Below are 22,243 nucleotides of genomic sequence, written 5' to 3'. Positions count from 1 at the left end.
GAAACCAAACATCAATCATCACTGAAAAAAGTATAAACGTGTAAACTGCGTTTTTCGATCAGCAACTGCGATAACAATAGGGAGAGATTAATTGTGGCACGTATTGCCGGAGTAGACCTACCACGCGACAAACGCGTTGAGATTGGTCTAACCTATATTTACGGAATTGGATTAACAAGGTCGCAAGCAATTCTGGCAGCTACAGGAGTTAATCCTGATACCCGTGTCAAAGAATTAAGCGATGCTGATGTTGCCTCCTTGCGGGCAGAAATAGAAAGCAACTATCAAGTTGAAGGTGACTTGCGACGCTGGGAATCGCTGAACATCAAGCGATTGGTTGACATCGGTACTTATAGAGGTCGCCGTCACCGGATGGGCTTACCAGTCAGAGGACAAAGAACTCGCACTAATGCTAGAACCCGTCGGGGTAGAAGGCAGACAGTGGCTGGTAAGAAGAAAGCTCCTGGTAAGTAATTTTCCCATGCTTGCTAACCTCAGCAAGTTTTCCTTTAAATTAACTGAACAAATATGGCGAGACAACCGACTAAAAAATCTGGGAGTAAGAAACAGAAGCGTAACGTCCCCAACGGGATGGCCTACATCCAGTCTACTTTCAACAATAGCATTGTCACTATTACCGATCAAAATGGAGATGTCATCTCCTGGGCAAGTGCTGGTTCTAGTGGGTTCAAAGGTGCAAAGAAGGGAACACCTTTTGCAGCGCAAACAGCTGCTGAAAGTGCCGCCCGCAGAGCTATAGACCAAGGGATGCGCCAAATTGAGGTAATGGTGAGTGGCCCAGGAGCAGGACGAGAAACTGCGATTCGCGCTCTCCAAGGAGCAGGACTAGAAATTACACTCATTCGTGATATTACACCAATTCCTCACAATGGCTGCCGTCCTCCCAAACGCCGCCGAGTGTAGATCCAAAACTTTTGGCCAGTGAAGGTAAGCAGTTTTAGCAACGAAAATCACCTGTAATTACTGCTGGTAAGTTGACTTGACAACCTATCAAGCGGGGTGGTATGTAAACAACTTTCAATGGCTGGGGTGAGGAAAATTAGATCAGCTCTTCCATTTGGGAGGGCTGCTAGAGTTCAAATCACCCAAAACTATAGTGAATGCCCGTAAGCTTAATAGGCAGATCAAACATGGCTGCTCTGAGAAGTTGGCAGTTTGATCCACCGAAAGCCAGCCCAAGGCAATAAATTAAATTCCAGAGGCAATCAATTTGCCTGCTAGCAGCACCTTAAATAAGGGAGGCTACTCCGTGGCGCAATTTCAAATTGAATGTGTAGATTCCAGTACAGAAGAAAGTCGGAGTCATTACAGTAAGTTTATCTTAGAACCCCTAGAACGTGGTCAAGGAACAACAGTTGGCAACGCGCTAAGACGGGTTTTACTATCAAATTTAGAGGGAACAGCAGTTACAGCAGTCAGAATTGCCGGGGTTACACACGAGTTTGCAACAGTTCCGGGTGTGCGTGAAGATGTATTAGAAATCCTCATGCGAATGAAGGAAGTAATTCTCAAAAATTACTCCTCTCAACCCCAAATTGGTCGGTTACTTGTGAACGGACCTGCAACAGTTACATCGGCACATTTTGATTTGCCCAGTGAAGTAGAGGTCATAGATCCTACCCAGTATATAGCCACCATTGCAGAAGGCGGCAAGCTGGAAATGGAATTTCGGATCGAGAGAGGTAAAGGCTATCGCACCGTAGAAAGAGGACGCGAGGAAGCCACATCCTTGGACTTTTTGCAAATCGACTCGGTATTTATGCCAGTGCGGAAAGTTAACTATAGCGTTGAGGAAGCTCGTGTAGACGGATCGATTACCAAAGACAGACTCCTGATAGAAGTTTGGACAAATGGTGGTCTTTCACCCCAAGAAGCCCTATCTTCAGCAGCTGGGATTCTGGTAGACCTATTCAACCCCTTGAAAGATATCTCCCTAGAACCTACAGATACCAGTTCCGATATTCCAGACGATCCAACTGCTCAGATCCCCATCGAAGAGTTACAACTTTCAGTGCGGGCTTACAACTGTCTCAAGCGGGCGCAGGTTAACTCTGTAGCAGACTTGTTGGATTTCACCCAAGAAGACCTGTTAGAGATTAAAAACTTCGGTCAGAAGTCAGCAGAAGAGGTAGTAGAAGCTTTACAACGCCGCTTAGGTATTACCTTACCCCAAGAAAGAAGCTCTAAAAGCAGCTAAACCAAAACCGTTCATACTTTCAAAGTAGATTTTTATGCGTCACCGTTGTCGGGTTAAAAAACTTGGTAAACCAACTGACCAGCGTCGCGCCCTGTTGCGTGCGCTCACTACTGAACTGATCCGTCATGGACGGATTACCACTACTTTAGTGCGAGCTAAAGTGCTACGCAGTGAAGTAGAAAAAATGATTACTCTCGCTAAAAGCGGTTCATTGACAGCACGTAGAGAAGCTCTAGGTTATATCTACGACAAACAGCTAGTTCATGCTCTATTTGAGCAAGCCCCAACTCGGTATGGTAATCGTCAAGGTGGTTACACCCGTATCCTCCATACCGTACCTCGGCGGGGAGATAAAGCTGAGATGGCAATCATTGAACTAGTGTAGAGAAAGCGGGAGGCAAAAGGCAGGAGTCTAGTATTTTTACTCAGCACTCAGCACTCAGCACCCAGCACTCAACAAAATTCTATGTTAGCAAGCCACCAGCCAACACCGACTCAGCGAGTAGCCTTGGTAATTCAATACCTAGGCACTCATTTTCATGGCTGGCAAAGACAAAAGCAGCACCGCACAGTTCAAGAAGATATCGAAACAGCGATCGCCAAAATTCTTGGCTATCATGTCACACTCCACGGTGCTGGGCGTACCGATAGCGGAGTTCACGCTGCTGCTCAGGTAGCCCATTTTGATGCTACAGGTTTTATCCCTGCTCATAAGTGGGCGGCAGTCTTAAATAGTTATCTGCCCGAAGATATATTAATCAGGGCTTCAGCAAGTGTGAGTGACCATTGGCACTCTCGCTTTAGTGCAGCGTATCGACGGTATCGCTACACCATCTATACTGAAGGTTGTTCCAACTTGTTTGTGAAACCCTTCAGTTGGCATTATTATCATCCGCCCTTAGATGAATCACTCATCCAAGCTGCACTGCAACCACTTTTGGGAAAGCACGACTTGGCAGCTTTTCACCGAGCAGGGTCAAAGCGATCGCATTCCTGGGTGGAAGTACAAGCAGCAGAGTGTCATCGTCAAGGCCCATTTATCCATATTGAAATTCAGGCAGATGGATTTTTATATGGCATGGTGCGGCTGTTGGTAGGAATGCTAGTACAAGTAGGTTCTGGAAAAAGAACCCTGGCTAGTTTCACCGACATCTGGAAAGAGCAACGCCGCTTAGAAGTCAAATACGCCGCACCCCCACAAGGCTTATGCTTGTTGCGGGTCGGATATCCAGATTTCCCCTTTTCCCCTGATGTTTGGTATGACACCATGCCAAAATTAGCTATTAGTCAAGAGTCATTAGTTAAAAGTCAAGAGTCCAATGCTTTTACTATGGACTATGGACTCTTAACTACGGACTCCCAAAAAAAATGACAAAGGATCAACAAACATGAGTAAAACCTACGTCCCTCCTCAAGCATCTCTTGAGCGTGATTGGTACATAGTAGATGCTACTGATAAACGTCTCGGTCGCCTCGCCAGCGAAATCGCCATGATTTTAAGAGGCAAAAACAAACCTCACTATACCCCCCACCTAGATACAGGGGACTTCGTGATTGTTGTGAATGCTGAAAAAGTAGCAGTTACAGGCAAAAAACGGACTCAAAAACTTTATCGTCGTCACTCTGGTCGTCCAGGCGGGATGAAGACTGAAACCTTCGCTAAACTACAACAGCGTTTACCAGAAAGAATCCTGGAACAAGCTGTCAAAGGTATGTTACCGAAAAATAGCTTGGGTAGGCAGTTGTTTACTAAACTAAAAGTTTACGTTGGGCCTACACATCCCCACGAAGCCCAAAAACCAACGGAAATCAACATTAATACAATTCCCGGAGCAGAAAATTAATGGTAGTAGCAGAAGCAAATAGCGGACGTGCCGTGTATTGGGGTACTGGTCGCCGTAAATCCGCAGTAGCACGGGTACGCTTAGTTCCCGGTAGCGGTCAAATGATTGTGAATGGCAAGCCTGGAGACTTGTACTTTCAATTCAACGCCAATTATCTGGGAGTCATCAAAGCTCCTTTGGAAACATTGGGACTTGAAAACGAATACGACATTTTAGTCAAAGCAGAAGGCGGCGGCTTAACTGGACAAGCTGACTCTGTGCGCTTGGGAGTAGCCCGCGCTTTATGCCAACTAGACCCAGAAAACCGTCCACCTTTAAAAGTCGAAGGTTACTTAACCCGCGATCCCAGGGCAAAAGAACGGAAAAAATATGGTTTGCACAAAGCCCGGAAAGCTCCTCAATACTCCAAGCGATAAGCGATTGGGGATGGGGGATTGGTTACTGGGCATTGGGCAATTCAATGAGTGGATTTTGGATTGGGTTTCAATTTAACCAGTCCCCAGTCCCCAGTCCCCAGTCCCCAGTCCCCAGTCCCTAATCCCTAGTACCGAATTACAAGCAAAAAGTTATAATTTTTATAGATTCACCACAAAAGGAACAATGGCTAAATCTGATATTCATCCCCAGTGGTATCCTGAAGCAAAAGTTTACTGTAACGGTAAAGTTGTGATGACTGTTGGTTCTACCAAACCAGAATTACACGTAGACCTTTGGTCTGGAAACCATCCTTTTTACACTGGTACTCAGAAGATTATTGACACCGAAGGACGAGTAGAACGATTCCTGCGGAAGTACGGTATGAGCAGCACTCAAACCTCTGGCGAACAAGACAAAAAGTAGCGGGTTGGCTCTGCTGTTAACGACGACCCTGCGTTGGCTGGGTCGATTGTCATTTTTGGCCGAGCCAACTTGTTATTTTATAGAGCTATCGCACTGAATTATGGCTGAAACATACTTACTGCAAAAACTTAAGTCAGTTGAAGAAACTTTTAATGAACTGACTCGCCGCTTGGCTGACCCAGATACCGCTAAGAACCCCGATGAGTATCAAAAAATTGCCAAGTCTCGTTCTTCCTTGGAAGAAGTCGTCAATACCTATGAAACTTGGAAAATATCTCAGGAAGAATTAGTAGGGGCGCGTCAGATAGTCAAAGAGTCTAATACAGATCCAGAGTTGCAAGAAATGGCAGCACTGGAGGTTCATGAGTTAGAAGAAAAGGTGGAATACCTAGAGACGCGGTTGAAGGTATTGCTGCTACCCCGCGACCCCAATGATGATAAAAACATTATGTTGGAAATTCGCGCCGGGACTGGTGGAGATGAAGCCAGTATCTGGGCTGGGGATTTGCTGCGGATGTACTCCCGCTACTCTGATGTTCAAGGCTGGAAGGTGAAATTAGTCAGCGAGTCTCTGGGTGAGATGGGCGGCTTCAAAGAGGTAATTCTGGAAATTCAAGGTGACAGCGTTTACAGTAAGCTGAAATATGAGGCCGGTGTACATCGCGTACAGCGCGTACCAGCCACTGAAGCCGGGGGTAGAGTTCACACTTCTACAGCGACAGTAGCAATTATGCCAGAAGTGGATGATGTAGAAATCCACATTGACCCCAAAGATATTGAAATGACTACGGCTCGTTCTGGTGGTGCTGGTGGACAGAACGTCAACAAAGTGGAAACGGCTGTTGACTTGATGCACAAACCAACGGGAATTCGGATTTTTTGTACAGAAGAACGCAGCCAGTTGCAAAACAAAGAACGGGCGATGCAAATTCTGCGGGCGAAACTTTATGAGATCAAGTTACGGGAACAACAAGAAGAAGTAACTTCGATGCGGCGATCGCAAGTTGGTACAGGATCGCGATCGGAAAAAATTCGTACCTATAATTATAAAGATAACCGGGTTACTGACCACCGTTTAGGTCAAAACTTCTCTCTCAACCCTGTTTTAGAAGGGGATGTAGAAGCACTGATTCAATCTTGTATTTCTCAAGACCAGCAGGAACAATTAGCAGAGTTAGCGGCTTCTGGCACTAATGCCTAATCACCGCGCTCATTAATTATGTGAAAACCGCTTGTAGTTCTGTGTTTTTTAACACAGTCAAGCGATTTTCTAATTTCGCTTGCAGCCCTTCTTCAATCTCACTGGGATAGTGGTAGTAAGCAAACTCGTATTTCATGAGATAATTTAACTTCTGCCATTCCTTGAAGATTTCGCAGGCATAGATTAAATTTTCTATTTCTTGTTGCCAACGCAGAAAAATCCGATAGCTAAAAAAGCTACTGCAAACATTGCCTTTTGTGTCCCAGAAGGAAATACAAATTTGATGCTTAAGGCAATGGATTTTTTTGATTTCCTTCACATCATAGCCTTTAGCTTTTAAAGTTGCTTGTGCTTCGGTGTTAGATATGCACCATTCTTGTGGTTTGATTTTATTAGCCGCAATTAAATTTTTATTTTTACGACGATATTGATTAATTTTATGTAGCTTCCGGGACATGATGCACCTGTTCAATTAAACACACGGCTATTGCAGCGATCGCAAATTAATGCTTTTGCGCTCAAGACTACTTATCTAACAGTAATTTTTCTTATTACTTTAGTTGTAGGATTATAACCTAAGATTATATACTTTACTGCTAAAACAAAATCCTGTCAATATACAAAGTAAGGCCGTGTGCAACTTTCTCTCAAACCTAACCCCCAACCCCTTCACTGCTAGGCAAGGGAAGCAAAAATCAAAGCCTCTTTCCTTGTAGGGGAGAGAATAAGTTGCACATCGCGTAAAGTAAACTTGTAGTGTTACAACTTAATTTGTAAATAAAGTTGACTAGCCATAACAGCAGTGAAGCTTGAAAGCAGACAAAAACTGATTGAAATCATTAAATTAGCTCGTGGTTCGTTAAGTCAGCGAGCCTTTGGTAAATCTTTGGGAGTTTCTGCTACTGCGGTTCAGATGTGGGAGAAAGGCGTAAAAGTTCCAGATACGGAAAATCTGGCTCAAATCGCAGCCAAAGCAGGCTACACGATGGAAGAGTTACTCTGTTGTCTTGAAGGTAAACCAATACAAGAAACCTCGGATTTGAGTTTGATTTTGAGACAAATTAAGCATATGCCTCTGAGTCAGGTGGCTCAGATTGTCCAAGCGGCAGCGGATAGATTAGCGGCTGTCGCGGAAGCATCAGAAGATGAAGCACCCGTTAGTTAAATCCAGAAACTTTGTAGCGTTTTTTACCATTTTTGTTTTTCAAAAACTATAATTTTGGATAAATGAAAACAGATGTCATGATGCTAATAGTCAATAGAAAGAAGATTGATTTATTGTAAATTCCATATCATAAAGAAAACAGGAGCATCAAGCTATGACATTAATCAAGATACCAAAACATTATCTTGTATATCAAGATGAAGATTCAATTACAGTAGATATACCAGAGTCAATGCTGTTAAATTGGCAAAAAGACTATGAAAAAATTTCTCAAGCTAAAGGGATTTTAAAACATAAGAAAGAGGCGATGCTGGCTCATTTAAATAATTTGCGTCAGGAATGGGACGCATGAAATACGTTTATGATACAAATATTTTTATTTACTATCTTGCTGATGAGCCAACAGTTAATTCATGGTTTGCAGACACATTCTTGAATTTGCATGAAGTTCTTTTTTCACCAATTATTCGGATTGAACTACTGAGTTTTGCAGGTTTATCACAGGAAGAAGAGCAAGTAATTGAAGATTTATTGTCCCAGTTTAACTCAGTTCCATTATTACAAGAAATTGAGAATCAGACAATTCAATTAAAACGAAAGTATAAGATTAAAGTTCCTGATGCAATTATTGCAGCTACGGCAATACATCAAGACGCATTTTTAGTAACAAGAAATGTTCAGGACTTTCAAGAAATTACTGAACTAAAGATTCAAAATCCTTTTGTTAATTAAGATGTAAATAGTAATATTATAAAAAATAAAAAATAAATACCCTATTTCTTGAAGAAATAGGGTATTTTTGGGATTTTTGGCTATGAGTTAAGCTTTAGACTTGAGTGTGGAGGAAGTACAACAGGCGGCACAAAAAATATAGGGGACAGGTGATAGAAAAGAGGGGTAGTAACTGATTAAAAATTATTATCTATAATTGCTCATATCTATTCAAAGAGAATGCTATCATAGGTTCATGAGTAAATTATCAATATCAGAAGCAGCAAAATTAAAAGGTGTAAGCGTTTCCACACTTAGAAGATGGGAGTCTGAGGGTAAGTTAATTCCTGAGAGAACACCTAGTGGTCATAGACGTTATGATTTAGCTCAATTGCTAGGAATAAAACCTGATTTGTCTTACACAATTGGTTATTGTCGAGTTTCTAGTCATGACCAAAAAGAAGACTTAGAAAGACAAAAACAAGTTGTTGAATTGTTTTGCTCTCAAAATGGTTGGCAATTTGAAATCATAGAAGATTTAGGTTCAGGTTTAAACTACAGCAAAAAAGGGTTAAAAAGATTGATCCGGTTAATTGTTGATAGTAAAGTTGAACGCCTGGTACTAACTCACAAAGATAGACTGCTAAGATTTGGCAGTGAATTAATTTTTAGTCTTTGTGAACACTTCGGTACTGAGATTGTGATTATTAACCGAACTGAAGATGCTACTTTTGAAGAAGATTTAGCTCAGGATGTTTTAGAAATAATTACAGTTTTCAGTGCCAGACTTTATGGATCTAGAAGTCACAAAAACAAAAAAATTATCGAGGAGTTAAAAGAAGTTGCTGAGAGGATTTAAAACTGAGCTAAAAATAAATAATTATCAGCGTACTCAATTGATAGGACATTGTGGTGTGGCTCGTCATGCTTGGAATTGGGGTTTAGCTCTTACTAAACAAATTTTAGATCACAATAAAAGATATCCTGACTCTCAAATAAAATTTCCTACAGCAATAGATTTACACAAATGGTTAGTAGCATTAGTTAAACCTGAAAACTCTTGGTATTATCAATACTCAAAGTCAGCACCACAAGAAGCACTAAGAGCTTTAAAAATAGCATGGGACAGGTGCTTTAAGAAAATATCAGGAGTGCCAAAATTCAAAAAGAAAGGTAAACAAGATAGTTTTACCTTAGAAGGTGCTGTCAAGATTTTCAGCTCAAATAAAATTCAAGTCCCCAAAATTGGAATTTTGACAACATACGAAAGATTGCCTCAAAAAGAAATTAAATCAGTAACTATCAGCCGTAAAGCTGATAGATGGTTTATTAGCTTTAGATTTGAGGTAGAAAAACAAAAACAAGAAAATAATTCCAATAGTATTGTTGGAGTAGACTTAGGCGTAAAAAATTTAGCTACTCTATCAACAGGTGAAATTATAGAAGGAGCAAAGTCTTACAAAAAATATGAATCTAAATTAAGTAGACTGCAATGGTTAAGTCGAAATAAAATTATCAATTCAAATAATTGGAGAAAAGCCCAGTTAAAAATTGCTAAGTTGCATCTGAAGATTGCTAATATCCGCCAAGATACATTACATAAACTCACTACACTCTTAGCTAAGAACCACAGCCAAGTAGTAATTGAGGATTTAAATGTATCTGGAATGCTAGCAAATAGAAAGTTAGCAAAAGCTATTTCAGATATGGGATTTTATGAATTTCGTCGTCAATTAACTTACAAATGTGAATTGTATAATTCCGAACTTGTAGTAGTTGATAGGTGGTATCCCAGTTCTAAAACTTGTTCTAGCTGTGGGACTAAAAAAGAAAATCTTACTCTAAACGAAAGAATTTTCAAGTGTGAAAATTGTGGTTTTGAGTGCGATAGGGATTTAAACGCAGCAATTAATTTATCCAAAATTAATTTGTCAAAAGCTGTCAGTTAGACAGTGTTAGTCTGTGGACTGGATAATGCCGACATTACCAGGATGAAACAGAAAGTAAACGTCAAACCCTATTTAGTACAAGTTATCTTCTATAGAAAAGTCTAAATAGATAAGTTTGAGTAGGTTTTATATAACGGAAAGTAAGTTTTGCTTTGATTCGTAGCGGGTGGTGCAAGTCTAAAAAGAGTTACTAAGGACGAATTGTTGGTTAATTTTTGTTAATATTAGACACAGTGCAGGTGCTTCGTCCGCAACTATCCATAATTCCTAAATTCCTAACTGAGAGAAACTTGATGCTGCGACTAGAACATATTAGTAAAATTTATCCTACAGGCGAAGTTCTCAAGGATGTCAACTGGGAAGTCAAACCAGGCGATCGCATTGGGTTAGTCGGTGTTAACGGTGCGGGAAAATCCACCCAACTGAAAATTATCACCGGCGAAATTGAACCGACGGCTGGCGAAATTATTCGTCCGGCTAGCTTGCACATAGCTTACCTGAATCAAGAATTTGAAGTAGACCCAGGCCGCACAGTTAGAGAAGAATTTTGGACTGTATTTAATGAGGCTAACCAAGCACAGCTAGCCTTGACTCAGGTACAGCGCGACATGGAAAAGGCGACGCTAGAAGAACTCGATCCGCTAATTAATAAATTAGACCGATTGCAGCGTCAGTTTGAAGCTTTAGACGGCTATGGTTTAGAGGCACGCATCGGCAAGATTTTACCAGAAATGGGATTTGAGCAAGAAGATAGCGATCGCCTGGTGAGTGGTTTCTCTGGTGGTTGGCAAATGCGGATGAGTTTGGGTAAAATCCTCCTGCAAAAGCCAGATGTATTACTGCTGGATGAACCAACTAACCACTTGGATTTAGAAACTATTGAGTGGCTAGAAAATTACCTGAAAAAGCTGACTACCCCAATGGTGATAGTTTCCCATGACCGGGAGTTTCTTGACCGCCTCTGCACCCAAATTGTGGAAACTGAACGGGGTGTTTCTAGCACCTACCTGGGGAACTATTCGGCTTACCTCCAACAAAAAGCCGAAAGTCAACTAGCACAACTGAGTGCTTACGAACGCCAGCAAAAAGAAATCGAAAAACAACAGACTTTTGTGGATAGATTCCGCGCCAGTGCTACCCGCAGCACCCAAGCAAAAAGCCGCGAAAAGCAACTGGATAAAATCGAACGCATCGAAGCACCAATAGAAGGAGTAAGAACCTTACATTTCCGCTTTCCTCCCGCACCTCGTAGCGGACGCGAGGTAGTGAAAATCAAGGATTTAACTCACAACTACGGTGATAAGATTTTATTTTTGGGTGCGAATCTCTTGATTGAAAGAGGCGATCGCATTGCTTTCTTAGGCCCCAACGGTGCAGGAAAATCTACAATCCTGCGGATGATTATGGGTTCAGAAACACCCACAGATGGCAATGTAGAACTAGGTGAACACAACGTTATTCCTGGTTACTTTGAGCAGAACCAAGCCGAGGCGTTGGACTTGCACAAAACGGTTATGGAAACCATCCATGATGAAGTTCCTGACTGGGATAATCAAGAAGTCCGCACACTCTTAGGACGATTCTTATTTACTGGCGACACTGTATTTAAAGCAGTTGGTGCATTGAGTGGGGGAGAAAAAGCCCGTCTGGCTTTAGCAAAGATGCTGTTGCGTCCGGCGAACTTAATTATTTTAGATGAGCCTACTAACCACCTAGACATTCCCGCCAAGGAAATGTTAGAGGAAGCACTGCAAAATTATGACGGTACAGCGATTGTAGTTTCTCACGACCGTTATTTTATTTCTCAGATAGCTAACAAAATCGTGGAAATTCGTGATGGCGATTTTCGTGTCTATCTGGGAGACTATCACTATTATTTGACAAAAATTGCCGAAGAGAAAGAAGAAGCCAGATTAGCTGCGATCGCTGCGGAAAAAGCAGCGAAAAAATCCGCTAAATCTACCAAATCGGCTGCCAAAAAGAAATAAGACAATAATTGAGTAGTAGCATTTTCAGGCTGCTACTCAATTATTTGGTGGCTGGTTTATCACCAAATATATGCAACAGTTACTAAGATTTAAGAAAAGCTAAAAAACATAGAATTATTTCATAAAAAAAACTTAATAAGCAGAAATTCACTTGCGGTGGTATTTAGCAATGGTATCATTCGGATATTACAAAAAGTAAAGGGCAATTTATTATGACCAAAGCACCTGTTGCTCCTGTGGTGCTAGTCATTTTAGACGGATGGGGCTACTGCGAGGAGAAGCGAGGAAATGCTATTGCTGCGTCTAAAACTCCCATTATGGGCAGTCTATGGGCAGCTTATCCGCACACCCTCATCCACACGTCAGGGAAAGCCGTAGGATTGCCAGAAGGTCAAATGGGTAACTCAGAAGTTGGTCATTTGAACATTGGTGCTGGACGGGTTGTACCACAAGAATTGGTACGCATTTCTGATGCAGTGGAAGATGGTTCTATCCTCAGCAACTCAGCTCTTGTCAAAATTTGCCAGGAAGTTCGCTCTCGAAATGGCAAACTGCACTTAGTTGGGCTTTGTTCTGAGGGGGGTGTACACTCGCATATCACCCATCTGTTTGGACTACTTGACTTAGCCAAAGAACAGCGAATTTCAGAAGTTTGTATTCACGCCATTACCGATGGTCGTGACACTGCACCAACAGACGGTATCAAGGCAATCACAGCCTTAGAAGATTACATAGACAGTGTAGGAATTGGACGCATAGTTACTCTCAGTGGTCGTTACTACGCGATGGATCGCGATCGCCGTTGGGATCGAGTCCAAAAAACCTACGATGTCATGACCCAAGATGGCGCGGGGGATGGTCGCAAAGCTGTAGATGTCCTCACAGCATCCTATGCTGAAGGGGTGACAGATGAGTTTATCATACCTGTTCGTCTCGCTCCTGGTGCAGTCGCCCCAGAAGATGGCGTGATATTCTTTAACTTCCGCCCCGATCGCTCCAGACAACTCACTCAAGCCCTTGTCAGTCCTGAATTTACAGGTTTTGCTAGGAAACAAATCAAACCTCTGTCCTTTGTGACATTTACGCAGTACGATTCTGATTTACCAGTATCTGTAGCCTTTGAGCCGCAGAACTTGAGTAATATTCTGGGTGAAGTCATCGCCAACCGAGGTTTAAAGCAGTTTCGCACCGCCGAAACCGAAAAATACGCCCACGTCACCTATTTCTTCAACGGTGGCTTAGAAGAACCATTTGCTGGGGAAGACCGGGAATTAGTCAGCAGTCCAATGGTAGCGACTTATGACAAAGCACCGGCTATGTCAGCAGCAGCCGTCACCGATACAGCGATCGCCGCCATTAAGAAGGGTATCTACTCTCTCGTGGTGATTAACTACGCTAACCCAGATATGGTAGGGCATACTGGGCAAATGGATGCTACTGTCACCGCAGTTGAAACAGTAGATCGCTGTTTAGGTCGTCTGTTAGAAGGTGTGAGCAAAGCCGGCGGGACAACAATTATCACCGCCGACCACGGCAACGCCGAGTATATGCTAGATGAAGCAGGTAATTCCTGGACGGCTCACACAACTAACCCTGTACCGTTAATTTTAGTGGAAGGAGAGAAAGTCAAAATCCCTGGATGTGGTACAAATGTCGAACTACGCAGCGATGGCAAACTAGCCGACATAGCCCCCACCATTCTAGAGATTTTACAGCTACCCCAACCACCAGAGATGACCGGGCGATCGCTGCTACAAACAGCAGAATATGACGTGCAACGCTCTCGTACTCCTATGCCAGTAGGATTATAGGAGGGGACAGGTGATAGGGGACAGGTGACAGGGGAAAATCAGGTTTTAATCTAACCTGTGAGCTACGAGAAAACAGTTAACATTAAGTTGTTGACTGTTTTCTGACTTTGTTTTAAAACTTCTGATCAAAGAGATTCTTGTTATGACAGTTACTAGTATCGTGCAATTTATTTGGGCTGGTTCTGCCCTTGGTCTGATTATTTTAGTATTACTTCATAGCCCTAAAGGAGATGGTATTGGTGCGATCGGTGGACAAGCCCAGTTATTTAGCAGCACCAAAAGCGCAGAAAATACTTTAAACCGCATTACTTGGGCGTTGACAGTAATTTTCATGGGTTTAACAGTGGTGTTAAGTGCTGGTTGGCTAACTAAGTAAAAATCAAGTCAGTAGGAGTTAGGTAAATGGGAAATAAGATTCAATACCCAAAACCTAATACCCTGAAAAATTTAATGACAAAGCAGTTATTAGCAGCCCTTGTCTTAGCTATCAGCACAGGGCTGCTAGTTATTTTTACTAAGGTTTGTTTTTTTGCTGTATTAACAAAACCACTTGACTCTAGAAATTCTCATGTTGTTGTTATACAGCCTCTACCCCAACCCGTTTTGGCTCAAGCCAAAGTTCCCCTCCCCGTTTACGAGGAGGGGTTAGGGGTGGGGTTAAAGCGTACTAATTTCAAGCGAGAAACTCCATCTCATACCCAAATCCATCCCTTACCGCCTACACTCACAAAATGGGAAGACAGCACAAATAGCGGTGACTACTTCTCCCAAGTCACAAAAACCGAAGTAGGTTATTTAGTGTGGTCAAAATTTCCTGTGAAAGTATATATAAAACGACCAACAGGAATTAATCACCAACAGGCTCAAGTATGGGTTGATAGTGTCTTACAAACTGTCCAAGAGTGGAATGATTATTTGCCTTTAAAAGTAGTAGAACAGCCAGAAATTCCCGATATTACAATTGAGCGCAAAACCCCACCTCTGGAGTTTTCCCGTGAAGATAAAATTCCTCGTGCGCGTTCTGCTCTTACTCGCTACGAGTTATACACTAGGAATGATGTTTTATTACACCGCTTCAGCATTTTATTAAGTCCCAGCCAGGCTGGTCGTTATCTTTTAGCTGCTTCCCGTCACGAACTCGGTCACGCTTTGGGAATTTGGGGTCATAGTCCAATAGAAACTGATGCACTGTACTTTTCGCAAGTGCGTAATTCACCACCAATTTCTACTAGGGATGTAAATACTTTGAAAAGAGTTTATCAGCAGCCAACTAGTTTGGGTTGGGCTTTAGAAATTTCTCAAAAATAAGGCGATCGCAAAACAAATTTAGAGACAATTCCTTTTAATAGAGCCATCATTGATGATCGCTCTTTCATCACTCAATCACACAGTGAAAAATTTGCTCAACCGTTAGATTTAAATCTAAGAATATTGGGGATTCTATACGGTCATCTCCTCTAAACTGTTTACCACGATATTCTCCCTCATCACTTAAAGAGTAAATTGTGATTGTTGGCTGTTTGGGGTCGCCTATTAACTCCTTACTACCCAAAGCTGCATAATCCACAATCCAATATTCTTGGATACCCATTTCTTCATAGTCAGCAAACTTTTTATGATAATCATCTCTCCAATTAGTACTGACAACTTCAATTACTAATGGGATTGAATCTCGCTGACTAAGGATTGATTGTTTATCCCACAGTGGTTCATTTCTCAAGTTAGAAAAATTCATTAATAAAACATCTGGATAGTACCCTGATGTTTTATTTTCTGGCTTTACTGTAGCTGTTTTAGGTATACCGTAATTAAGTTTGAGACGAAGACACTCATAGCCTAGAATCATTGTTAAAAATGCTACTATTTGTTCATGTTTCCCTGGTGGTGGAGGCATTTGAATGATATCTCCATCGTGTAATTCATAGCGAACAGTTTCTGGTTGTGTTGCCAAAAAATCTAAAAATTCATCAAATGTAAATACTTTTTCTAGAGATTGTGCCATTGTTTCTACGTTGGTTTAACAAAATGTAGGGGTTCAAATCCCCAGCTTCTATCAAGCCGCAAGTGTTGTAGCGGAGTGTAAATCCCCGTTACAACACGTAATTGCGTTAGCGGAGCGGGACGTTAGTCCATTGCGTTAGCGGAGCGGGGCGTTAGCCCATTGCGAATTGATTTAAGCTCCCCATTTGAGTTTTACAGGTCGCTGTGCTAAAACTTCTCGATAAAGTTCTTCTAAATGAGTAATATTTTTACTGAGAGTGTAAAGGTCTAATACACGTTTTCTAGCTTTTTGTCCCAGTAGGGTTGTTAGCTCAGGATGGTCTTGGAATAATGGTAACAGCGTGCGTAACTGCGATCGCACGGTTTTAGGATTCATCACTACCCCTGCGCCTTTTTCCAATACTTCCCCATCTGCGCCTACATCGGTAGCTATACAAGCTAACCCACAAGCCATCGCCTCTAAAAGTGATAGGGACAAACCCTCTACTAAGGAAGGCAAAATAAATCCATCTGCACCCCGTAAAATGTTGATCCGCCGTTCTTCATCAGCCACAAAGCCTAACCAAATAACGCCGCAGTCAGCACCATAAAATGGTTCTAAAGAAGTTCTTAAAGGGCCATCACCAACCATTAACAACTTACTACCCGCCGCCATATTGGCTTGCTTCCAGGCTCTCAGCAGTGATTCTACATTTTTTTCTGGGGCTAGTCTTCCTTGATAAACAAATAAACGTTCTGCTTTAAATTCTGCTTTAACTGTAGAATGTCCAGGAGAATATCTATCAATATCTACACCGTTGGGAATAACTGCGATTTTTTTGTCTCGCACACCCATATTAGCTAACAATTCTCGCTGAATTTGAGAAAACACAATTACCCGATGGTAGTTATCTAAAAAAGGTGCATAGAGTTGATAAGCCAAAAGTTGTGTTCCTGAGATTAGCTTTGCACCTTTACCTGCAAATGGTGTGTGAAATGTCGCAATGAGGGGCAAATTTAATTGGTCACAAATTTCTGGTAGAAAAAAGTCAAGGGGAGATAAAGTCAAAGAAGCGTGGACAATATCTGGTTTAATTTCCCTGAGTGACTCAGTTAATACCTTTGTGGCTGTGAAAGTGGGTATGGTGTAAACCTGTGACTTATAAAGGAAGGGTAAGGAAACTTCCTGACAATTTGGCCAATTGTGGGCTTCAGAGTCTTCTTGAGCAAAGTGGAGAAAGCTAACTTGATGCCCTCTATCTAACAAGGCGTTGGTAATTTCTCTACTGTAAGTGACGTTGCCACAAAAGGGTGATTTTTTTCCAATCCAGGCTATACGCATTCTTTATTAGCTATCAGAAGATCGGGGTTGATTATTTATTTTAGATTTTGGTTTGTGCTATCTTGTTTTTACTTGCTGGTTGTTTACTTAGTATATGTTTTCACTATAAATTAGCTATAAAGCAAAACTTTAGGTTTACTAAAGCAGATCATTTATAGCCTTATTTATTGTGTTTCTCAGTTGTACAGGAAAGTACATTGCTAACAAAGTTTTCTGGCTAATATTAAACTCATAACCAGCAAGTTTATCATCAGATTTTCCTGAGATAAGTTTAGCATGAAAGCTTTCGCTTTCAGTTAATGCGCGATCGCCTTTAACTTCAGCTTTTCACTGGTGCATCACTTTGGCTAAGTATCTGATATTAATCGCGGGAGTTATACCAAGTCAAAATACCGCCAGAAATGACGATCGCAGATAATCCCATAAACACGGCTCTTAAACCAACAAAGGTTTCTGCTACCCCTGCTAATGCTAAGGGTAGAGACAAGGCAATATTAACGACATTATTTTGTAAACCAAAGACTTTACCACGCATTTCGGGCAAGGTTTCGGTTTGAATAGCGGTCTGCATGGGGATACCTACCAAAGCCCCAAATACACCCAGTAGTGCTACCAAAAGTAACACAGCCCATAGTTGGGTCGTAAACAGCGATAGACCCAACAAAGATGCTGCCATCCCAATACAACCAAATAAACTCAGTTGACTATAAGAAAAGCGTTGACCGAACTGACCAATTATTGTAGCTCCCACAGCAATTCCCACACCGCCAGCAGCTAGTAAAAAGCCGAACTGAGAAGCTTTTAAGTTAGGAATAATTTCTGCCATGCGAACAGCTAAAACTGTTAAGGCTGCAAACACAGAAAATAAAATCATTAATTGTAGTAAAGCATTACGGACACGAGAATTTTCTTTGAGATAGCGCAAACCATCTTGCAAGTCAGAAAATACGTGAGGAAATTCAGTTTCAGGCGCGTGGGTTTTTTCGTTAGTTGCTAACAGTAGCAGAATAATACTAGCGATCGCATAACTACCACCAACTAAAAGTTCTTTCCCAAATCCATTATTACCACCCAGTTGTGCCCAAATACTATCCGCCACGGCTAATAGCGGTTCTCCCACCGCAAACCCTACGATTACCGATGCCATCATCGTTGTCGTATATAAGGAATTAGCTGAAAGTAAATCCTGTTCCTTCACCACCAGAGGAATTGCTGCTTGTTCTGCTGGGGCAAAAAATTGGGTTAATGTAGATACTAAAAAAGTTACGCCTAAAATGATGGCAAAGCCTACAGGTATTATGCCTATGGGTTGCCAATCATGAGTCAACCACAACAGTAAGGGAATCACTAACACCAAAATACCGCGCCAAGCATTGGTAGCTACTAACACAGCTTTTTTTGACCACCGATCTACAAATACACCCGCCACCGAACCAAACAGCACGGCGGGGATAGTAAAAGCCATCATCAATGCTGACACCCAACCACTGATACTTTGATTACTGCCTTGAAACTCAGAGTTAATCAAAGCAATCATCAGTACCAAATAAACTTTGTCGGCGAGTTGGCAAAAAACCTGACCACCCCAAAGCGCAAGGAAATTGGGGTTTTTGAACACAGCTGCAAACCCCTGCTGTTCAGTAGTTCCTCCTGATGTTGCTTCCCCACCACCACCAGAATTATCTGCACTAGTGGACACTGGCTTACTATATCCATTCCTTTGGCTACCAGCATCATCTGATTCAATATCAGTTAATGACTCTGGTAAATCAGTTTTTGGGATTTCCGATGTCCAACTTTTATCTTGTGTAGAAATGTCTGGTGAAGACTTCTCTTGGTTATTAGTGTGACTAGGAAGAGAATGAGGAACAACACTCAAATAATTTGGCGCAGTTGGAGCTGATGCCCTATTCTGTGTTCTGGCGTGAGTGGGTGACAACGGCAGAATCTTCTTATCAAAATCAGACGGTTGCATCATGATGGTTGGCAGCAAAATAAGAATCGATTAGAGTAGCGGAGCGAATAGGGCGACCTAAATGATACTGAGCATACTGGCGCAAAATCTGCTCCACAGATAACCAGCTTTCATCTCTGGTGGTGCTAATTTGCATTATCTCTGGTTGTGAGAGCTGTTGGAGCATATTAAGTTCAATAGAATTTAAACGCACAGAAATTACTGGGATTTCTTGGCGATGTATAACTGTTTGGTAGTCAGGTTTTGGGGGTTGGGGATTGGGGATTGGGGATTGGGGATTGGGGATTGGGGATTGGGGACTGGGGATTGGGGACTGGGGATTGGGGATTGGGGATTGGGTCAAAGTTCTTCTTCTTTGCTCCCCTGCTCCTCTGCTCCCCTGCTCCTCTGCTCCCCTACTCCTCTGCTCCCCTGCTTCCCTTGCTCTCCTGTTTGCTTCTTTTCGCAAATTGTCCCAAGCTTCTAAACAAATAATTCCACCCGTGGGGATGCTAAAACCTACCTGCCAATTGGGATTTGTTAGGTCTGGAGTCAGGGAGCGTTGAGTTAAACAACAGGCTTGAACTTGTGGGGGGAGTCCTGCTAATGCTAGGAGGTGAAAAACTGCATGAGCTAGGCTGGCGAGGATGCTAGATGGCTGTGTTTTAGGTAAAGCCTCCAAACGCTGGAGATGTTCATTAAGTAATTCATATAGTTCTTCTTGGGGATGTTCACTCAATGCCTGACAAAGAACTATTTCTGCTAGATACTGGCTAGCAGCTAATTTTCCCAAATCTTGGGACAAACCTGGATAAGTTTTTACTGTTTGTGCTTGAGTGATTCTATCGAGCGATCGCCCTTTGGAAATCAGTAGTTCATTAACTACAAACATCCCACTTCTACCACCAAGACTAGAATTGTGCTTACGTGAGCCTGGGGCAACTGCTCGAATCAAACCGAATTCTCGTGTCAATATTGTCACTATTCTATCTGATTCGCCCAGCACCTGGGTTTTGAGATTAATCCCCGTTGCTTTATAGGTTCTACTCATTATTTATTGATGATTTAGTCATTTGTCATGAGTGAAGACAAAAAACAAATGACAGAAGAACAACAGCATGAACTATCCACCTTTTCCCATGCGATTGCGCTGGTGGATCAAATCGACACTACGGGATGTGCCTAATCTAGTAGCACCCGCTAATATTAAGTCTAAAGCTTGCTCAACCGTACTAATCCCCCCAGAGGCTTTAATTCCTACTCTGTCTCGTGCTATTTCCTTCAACAGCCGCACATCTGCTACAGTCGCTCCACCACTCCAACCGGTACTGGTTTTTAAGAATGCTGCTCCTGCATCCATCGCGATTTCGGCTGCAAGTTTTTTTTCCGCATCCGTCAGGAGGTTAGTTTCCAAAATTACCTTCACTGTCTGTCCTGTCGCTTCACAAATTTCGGCAATTTCTCGGTGAATTGCCTCAGTGTTCCCAATTTTTACCCAACCTAAATTGATCACTACATCTAACTCTGTAGCCCCATTTTCCGCAGCTTCTTGCGCCTCATACAACTTGACAGCCGCAGTTGTTGCTCCCGTGGGAAAACCAATTACCGTACAAACGTTAGTTTTTTTGCCATGCAGAAGTTCTGCGGCTTGTTTTACATAAACGGGATAAACACAAACTGACGCAAAATTAAATCTGTCTGCTTGTTCACACCATTGCTCAACCTGCTCTGGAGTTGCTGTTGGGTCTAACAGGGCATGATCGATCAATGGCGCAATATCAATGTCTGGATAGTCTGCTGCCATCGTATTTTTTACCAATGAAGATTATAAACGTTTATAAAAAACAAGATTCTTCTTTTGACACTCCCCAGCCTAAAGGCGTGGGGATTCTACATTCACAGACTCGCCGTTAGACGACAGGCCGCGGCCAATCGCCCAAGAGGGCAAATCTCCTGTAGCGTAAGTTCCGGTATGCCCTACCGTACTGAGTCCTAATCTCAAAATGTTGATTGCTGCATTGATATCTCTGTCTTCCACATATCCGCAATGTGGACAAACATGAGTCCTTGTAGACAGAGATTTCTGCACTTTCTCGCCACAGTTAGAGCAATTTTGACTCGTATTATAGGGAGGAACAGCAACTGTTACTTTCCCATATTTCTGACCAAAATATTCTAACCACAGGCGGAAAGTTGACCAACCAGCATCACTAATTGATTTAGCTAGATGTCGATTACGTACCAACCCTTTGACATTTAAATCTTCATAGGCTACCAAATCGTTAGATTGGATGACGGAGTATGCTAATCTCTTGCAATACTCATTTCGTTGCCTACTTACTCTTAAATGCTTACGAGCATATCTATTTCTAGCTTTGTGGTAATTGTTGGATTGCCGTTGTGATCGTTTCTTTTTGTCTTTGCTGAACTTCTGAGACTTTTTGCGGTTAGCACGATTTAACTGTTTTTCTGATTGGCGGTAGAACTGGGGGGATGGTTCTACATTGCCTTTATTGTCAGCAATGAAATACTTCAATCCCAAGTCAATACCCACTAATTGATGTGAGAGTTGAGTTTCTATCCTAACATCAGCGTCAATTGCAAATTGAGCATAGTACCCATCAGCACGACGTACCAAACGGACACGCTTAATCTGCTTGATGTCGTAGTAATTAAGGTCGTAAGTCCCTTTTAGCTTCAGAGTACCAATCCCTTTCTTATCTGAGAAAGTTATCGACTTACGATTAAGAGTTAGCTTCCATCCCGTTGATTTGTATTCAACTGAACGGCAGTTTTTCTTAAATTTAGGAAACCCCTTTTTACCTTTGACCTTCTTTTTACAGTTGTCGTAAAACCGAGAAATCGCACTCCAAGAACGTTCAGCAGCAGATTGTCTAGCCATTGAGTTGAGTTTGTCAGCAAAAGGAAATTCCGCAGCTAATACAGCACAATATTTATTCAAAGCATACTTATCTACCTTTGAATCCTTGTTATCCATCCAATAGCACAAGCACTTATTTTGAATGAATTGGCTGGTACGAATTGCTTCGTTGATTGCCTGATATTGCTTTTCTTTACCCTTAACCTTAAACTCGTAAACAATCATGGCTTTCCCCTGGCAAAGATATTACGCAACGCTACCGCGAACTACAAAGTGGTACGACCAATTAACCACATTATGCTACCACAAAAGGATAAAGCCGTCGTAGAACGACGGGGTTTTCAACCCAAATTTTCGAT

General features: G+C 42.1%; 25 protein-coding genes. 18 read left to right on the top strand and 7 right to left on the bottom strand.

What is annotated here, in order from left to right; all coding sequences use genetic code 11:
• Positions 1–93: 93 nt before the first annotated feature.
• From rpsM to prfA, 9 genes are all read left to right on the top strand, one after another.
• On the top strand, positions 94–474 hold the full coding sequence (rpsM, locus tag L6494_RS03925; protein ID WP_190707492.1) for a 30S ribosomal protein S13: 381 nt from the start codon (positions 94–96) through the stop codon (positions 472–474).
• Between the two features lie 54 nt (positions 475–528).
• Positions 529–924: a 30S ribosomal protein S11 gene (gene rpsK / locus L6494_RS03920; protein ID WP_010998331.1), complete on the top strand. Its 396-nt coding sequence runs from the start codon at positions 529–531 to the stop codon at positions 922–924.
• A gap of 346 nt (positions 925–1,270) precedes the next feature.
• Complete coding sequence (locus L6494_RS03915; RefSeq protein ID WP_237991545.1) at positions 1,271–2,218, top strand: DNA-directed RNA polymerase subunit alpha; 948 nt, start codon at positions 1,271–1,273, stop codon at positions 2,216–2,218.
• 34 nt (positions 2,219–2,252) lie between these two features.
• A complete protein-coding gene (gene rplQ / locus L6494_RS03910; RefSeq protein ID WP_237991544.1) occupies positions 2,253–2,603 on the top strand; it encodes a 50S ribosomal protein L17 in 351 nt (116 codons plus the stop codon).
• Positions 2,604–2,684: 81 nt separating this feature from the next.
• Entirely contained in the window at positions 2,685–3,590 is a 906-nt protein-coding gene (truA, locus tag L6494_RS03905; RefSeq protein WP_237991543.1) for a tRNA pseudouridine(38-40) synthase TruA, read from the top strand.
• Positions 3,591–3,606: 16 nt separating this feature from the next.
• Positions 3,607–4,062 carry a 50S ribosomal protein L13 gene (gene rplM, locus L6494_RS03900; protein WP_237991542.1) on the top strand — a complete coding sequence of 152 codons (456 nt, stop codon included), beginning with the start codon at positions 3,607–3,609 and terminating at the stop codon, positions 4,060–4,062.
• On the top strand, positions 4,062–4,478 hold the full coding sequence (gene rpsI, locus L6494_RS03895) for a 30S ribosomal protein S9 (RefSeq protein WP_190707507.1): 417 nt from the start codon (positions 4,062–4,064) through the stop codon (positions 4,476–4,478). Before rplM ends, rpsI begins: the two co-directional genes overlap by 1 nt.
• A gap of 184 nt (positions 4,479–4,662) precedes the next feature.
• Positions 4,663–4,902, top strand: coding sequence for a 50S ribosomal protein L31 (gene rpmE / locus L6494_RS03890; protein WP_237991541.1), 240 nt, complete (start codon positions 4,663–4,665; stop codon positions 4,900–4,902).
• 100 nt (positions 4,903–5,002) lie between these two features.
• Positions 5,003–6,103 carry a peptide chain release factor 1 gene (gene prfA / locus L6494_RS03885; RefSeq protein WP_237991540.1) on the top strand — a complete coding sequence of 367 codons (1,101 nt, stop codon included), beginning with the start codon at positions 5,003–5,005 and terminating at the stop codon, positions 6,101–6,103.
• Positions 6,104–6,119: 16 nt separating this feature from the next.
• Here prfA and L6494_RS03880 read toward each other — a convergent pair whose 3' ends face one another.
• Complete coding sequence (locus L6494_RS03880) at positions 6,120–6,560, bottom strand: hypothetical protein (RefSeq protein ID WP_237991539.1); 441 nt, start codon at positions 6,558–6,560, stop codon at positions 6,120–6,122.
• A gap of 345 nt (positions 6,561–6,905) precedes the next feature.
• On the opposite strand from L6494_RS03880, the gene L6494_RS03875 reads away from it, so the two are divergent.
• From L6494_RS03875 to L6494_RS03835, 9 genes are all read left to right on the top strand, one after another.
• The gene (locus L6494_RS03875; protein ID WP_190707514.1) at positions 6,906–7,268 is read left to right on the top strand and encodes a helix-turn-helix domain-containing protein; all 363 of its coding nucleotides are present in this window, start codon (positions 6,906–6,908) and stop codon (positions 7,266–7,268) included.
• A 154-nt stretch (positions 7,269–7,422) separates the two neighbouring features.
• Complete coding sequence (locus L6494_RS03870) at positions 7,423–7,620, top strand: hypothetical protein (RefSeq protein WP_237991538.1); 198 nt, start codon at positions 7,423–7,425, stop codon at positions 7,618–7,620.
• The gene (locus L6494_RS03865; RefSeq protein WP_237991537.1) at positions 7,617–8,000 is read left to right on the top strand and encodes a type II toxin-antitoxin system VapC family toxin; all 384 of its coding nucleotides are present in this window, start codon (positions 7,617–7,619) and stop codon (positions 7,998–8,000) included. The genes L6494_RS03870 and L6494_RS03865 overlap by 4 nt, the downstream gene beginning before the upstream one ends.
• 235 nt (positions 8,001–8,235) lie before the next feature.
• Entirely contained in the window at positions 8,236–8,838 is a 603-nt protein-coding gene (locus L6494_RS03860) for an IS607 family transposase (protein ID WP_237991536.1), read from the top strand.
• A complete protein-coding gene (locus L6494_RS03855) occupies positions 8,822–9,928 on the top strand; it encodes an RNA-guided endonuclease InsQ/TnpB family protein (protein ID WP_237991535.1) in 1,107 nt (368 codons plus the stop codon). The genes L6494_RS03860 and L6494_RS03855 overlap by 17 nt, the downstream gene beginning before the upstream one ends.
• Positions 9,929–10,221: 293 nt before the next feature.
• On the top strand, positions 10,222–11,916 hold the full coding sequence (locus tag L6494_RS03850) for an ABC-F family ATP-binding cassette domain-containing protein (protein ID WP_237991534.1): 1,695 nt from the start codon (positions 10,222–10,224) through the stop codon (positions 11,914–11,916).
• Between the two features lie 212 nt (positions 11,917–12,128).
• The gene (gpmI, locus tag L6494_RS03845; protein ID WP_237991533.1) at positions 12,129–13,727 is read left to right on the top strand and encodes a 2,3-bisphosphoglycerate-independent phosphoglycerate mutase; all 1,599 of its coding nucleotides are present in this window, start codon (positions 12,129–12,131) and stop codon (positions 13,725–13,727) included.
• A 142-nt stretch (positions 13,728–13,869) separates the two neighbouring features.
• Positions 13,870–14,103: a preprotein translocase subunit SecG gene (gene secG / locus L6494_RS03840; RefSeq protein WP_190710024.1), complete on the top strand. Its 234-nt coding sequence runs from the start codon at positions 13,870–13,872 to the stop codon at positions 14,101–14,103.
• 26 nt (positions 14,104–14,129) lie between these two features.
• Positions 14,130–15,035: a peptidase gene (locus tag L6494_RS03835; protein WP_237991532.1), complete on the top strand. Its 906-nt coding sequence runs from the start codon at positions 14,130–14,132 to the stop codon at positions 15,033–15,035.
• 67 nt (positions 15,036–15,102) lie between these two features.
• Here L6494_RS03835 and L6494_RS03830 read toward each other — a convergent pair whose 3' ends face one another.
• The 6 genes from L6494_RS03830 to L6494_RS03805 all read right to left on the bottom strand — a co-directional run bounded on the left by L6494_RS03830 (position 15,103) and on the right by L6494_RS03805 (position 22,109).
• The gene (locus L6494_RS03830; protein ID WP_237991531.1) at positions 15,103–15,729 is read right to left on the bottom strand and encodes a Uma2 family endonuclease; all 627 of its coding nucleotides are present in this window, start codon (positions 15,727–15,729) and stop codon (positions 15,103–15,105) included.
• 171 nt (positions 15,730–15,900) lie between these two features.
• The gene (locus L6494_RS03825; RefSeq protein ID WP_237991530.1) at positions 15,901–17,049 is read right to left on the bottom strand and encodes a glycosyltransferase family 4 protein; all 1,149 of its coding nucleotides are present in this window, start codon (positions 17,047–17,049) and stop codon (positions 15,901–15,903) included.
• A 361-nt stretch (positions 17,050–17,410) separates the two neighbouring features.
• The gene (locus L6494_RS03820) at positions 17,411–19,024 is read right to left on the bottom strand and encodes an MFS transporter (protein WP_237995792.1); all 1,614 of its coding nucleotides are present in this window, start codon (positions 19,022–19,024) and stop codon (positions 17,411–17,413) included.
• On the bottom strand, positions 19,011–20,054 hold the full coding sequence (gene recO / locus L6494_RS03815; RefSeq protein WP_237991529.1) for a DNA repair protein RecO: 1,044 nt from the start codon (positions 20,052–20,054) through the stop codon (positions 19,011–19,013). Before recO ends, L6494_RS03820 begins: the two co-directional genes overlap by 14 nt.
• A 72-nt stretch (positions 20,055–20,126) precedes the next feature.
• Entirely contained in the window at positions 20,127–20,807 is a 681-nt protein-coding gene (gene deoC, locus L6494_RS03810) for a deoxyribose-phosphate aldolase (RefSeq protein WP_237991528.1), read from the bottom strand.
• 69 nt (positions 20,808–20,876) lie between these two features.
• Positions 20,877–22,109: an RNA-guided endonuclease InsQ/TnpB family protein gene (locus tag L6494_RS03805; RefSeq protein ID WP_237991527.1), complete on the bottom strand. Its 1,233-nt coding sequence runs from the start codon at positions 22,107–22,109 to the stop codon at positions 20,877–20,879.
• Positions 22,110–22,243 lie beyond the last annotated feature (134 nt).

The organism is Nostoc sp. UHCC 0870 (assembly GCF_022063185.1).
GTDB lineage: Bacteria > Cyanobacteriota > Cyanobacteriia > Cyanobacteriales > Nostocaceae > Trichormus.
This window is presented reverse-complemented; position numbering and strand designations above follow the sequence as displayed.

What these genes read in the sequence shown, in the direction of transcription:
- rpsK (WP_010998331.1), top strand. Translation starts at nt 529, where the DNA reads ATGGCGAGACAACCGACTAAAAAATCTGGGAGTAAGAAACAGAAGCGT.
- rplQ (WP_237991544.1), top strand. Translation starts at nt 2,253, where the DNA reads ATGCGTCACCGTTGTCGGGTTAAAAAACTTGGTAAACCAACTGACCAG.
- truA (WP_237991543.1), top strand. Translation starts at nt 2,685, where the DNA reads ATGTTAGCAAGCCACCAGCCAACACCGACTCAGCGAGTAGCCTTGGTA.
- rplM (WP_237991542.1), top strand. Translation starts at nt 3,607, where the DNA reads ATGAGTAAAACCTACGTCCCTCCTCAAGCATCTCTTGAGCGTGATTGG.
- rpsI (WP_190707507.1), top strand. Translation starts at nt 4,062, where the DNA reads ATGGTAGTAGCAGAAGCAAATAGCGGACGTGCCGTGTATTGGGGTACT.
- rpmE (WP_237991541.1), top strand. Translation starts at nt 4,663, where the DNA reads ATGGCTAAATCTGATATTCATCCCCAGTGGTATCCTGAAGCAAAAGTT.
- prfA (WP_237991540.1), top strand. Translation starts at nt 5,003, where the DNA reads ATGGCTGAAACATACTTACTGCAAAAACTTAAGTCAGTTGAAGAAACT.
- L6494_RS03880 (WP_237991539.1), bottom strand. Translation starts at nt 6,560, where the DNA reads ATGTCCCGGAAGCTACATAAAATTAATCAATATCGTCGTAAAAATAAA.
- L6494_RS03870 (WP_237991538.1), top strand. Translation starts at nt 7,423, where the DNA reads ATGACATTAATCAAGATACCAAAACATTATCTTGTATATCAAGATGAA.
- L6494_RS03865 (WP_237991537.1), top strand. Translation starts at nt 7,617, where the DNA reads ATGAAATACGTTTATGATACAAATATTTTTATTTACTATCTTGCTGAT.
- L6494_RS03860 (WP_237991536.1), top strand. Translation starts at nt 8,236, where the DNA reads ATGAGTAAATTATCAATATCAGAAGCAGCAAAATTAAAAGGTGTAAGC.
- L6494_RS03850 (WP_237991534.1), top strand. Translation starts at nt 10,222, where the DNA reads ATGCTGCGACTAGAACATATTAGTAAAATTTATCCTACAGGCGAAGTT.
- gpmI (WP_237991533.1), top strand. Translation starts at nt 12,129, where the DNA reads ATGACCAAAGCACCTGTTGCTCCTGTGGTGCTAGTCATTTTAGACGGA.
- secG (WP_190710024.1), top strand. Translation starts at nt 13,870, where the DNA reads ATGACAGTTACTAGTATCGTGCAATTTATTTGGGCTGGTTCTGCCCTT.
- L6494_RS03835 (WP_237991532.1), top strand. Translation starts at nt 14,130, where the DNA reads ATGGGAAATAAGATTCAATACCCAAAACCTAATACCCTGAAAAATTTA.
- L6494_RS03830 (WP_237991531.1), bottom strand. Translation starts at nt 15,729, where the DNA reads ATGGCACAATCTCTAGAAAAAGTATTTACATTTGATGAATTTTTAGAT.
- L6494_RS03825 (WP_237991530.1), bottom strand. Translation starts at nt 17,049, where the DNA reads ATGCGTATAGCCTGGATTGGAAAAAAATCACCCTTTTGTGGCAACGTC.
- L6494_RS03820 (WP_237995792.1), bottom strand. Translation starts at nt 19,024, where the DNA reads ATGCAACCGTCTGATTTTGATAAGAAGATTCTGCCGTTGTCACCCACT.
- recO (WP_237991529.1), bottom strand. Translation starts at nt 20,054, where the DNA reads ATGAGTAGAACCTATAAAGCAACGGGGATTAATCTCAAAACCCAGGTG.
- deoC (WP_237991528.1), bottom strand. Translation starts at nt 20,807, where the DNA reads ATGGCAGCAGACTATCCAGACATTGATATTGCGCCATTGATCGATCAT.
- L6494_RS03805 (WP_237991527.1), bottom strand. Translation starts at nt 22,109, where the DNA reads ATGATTGTTTACGAGTTTAAGGTTAAGGGTAAAGAAAAGCAATATCAG.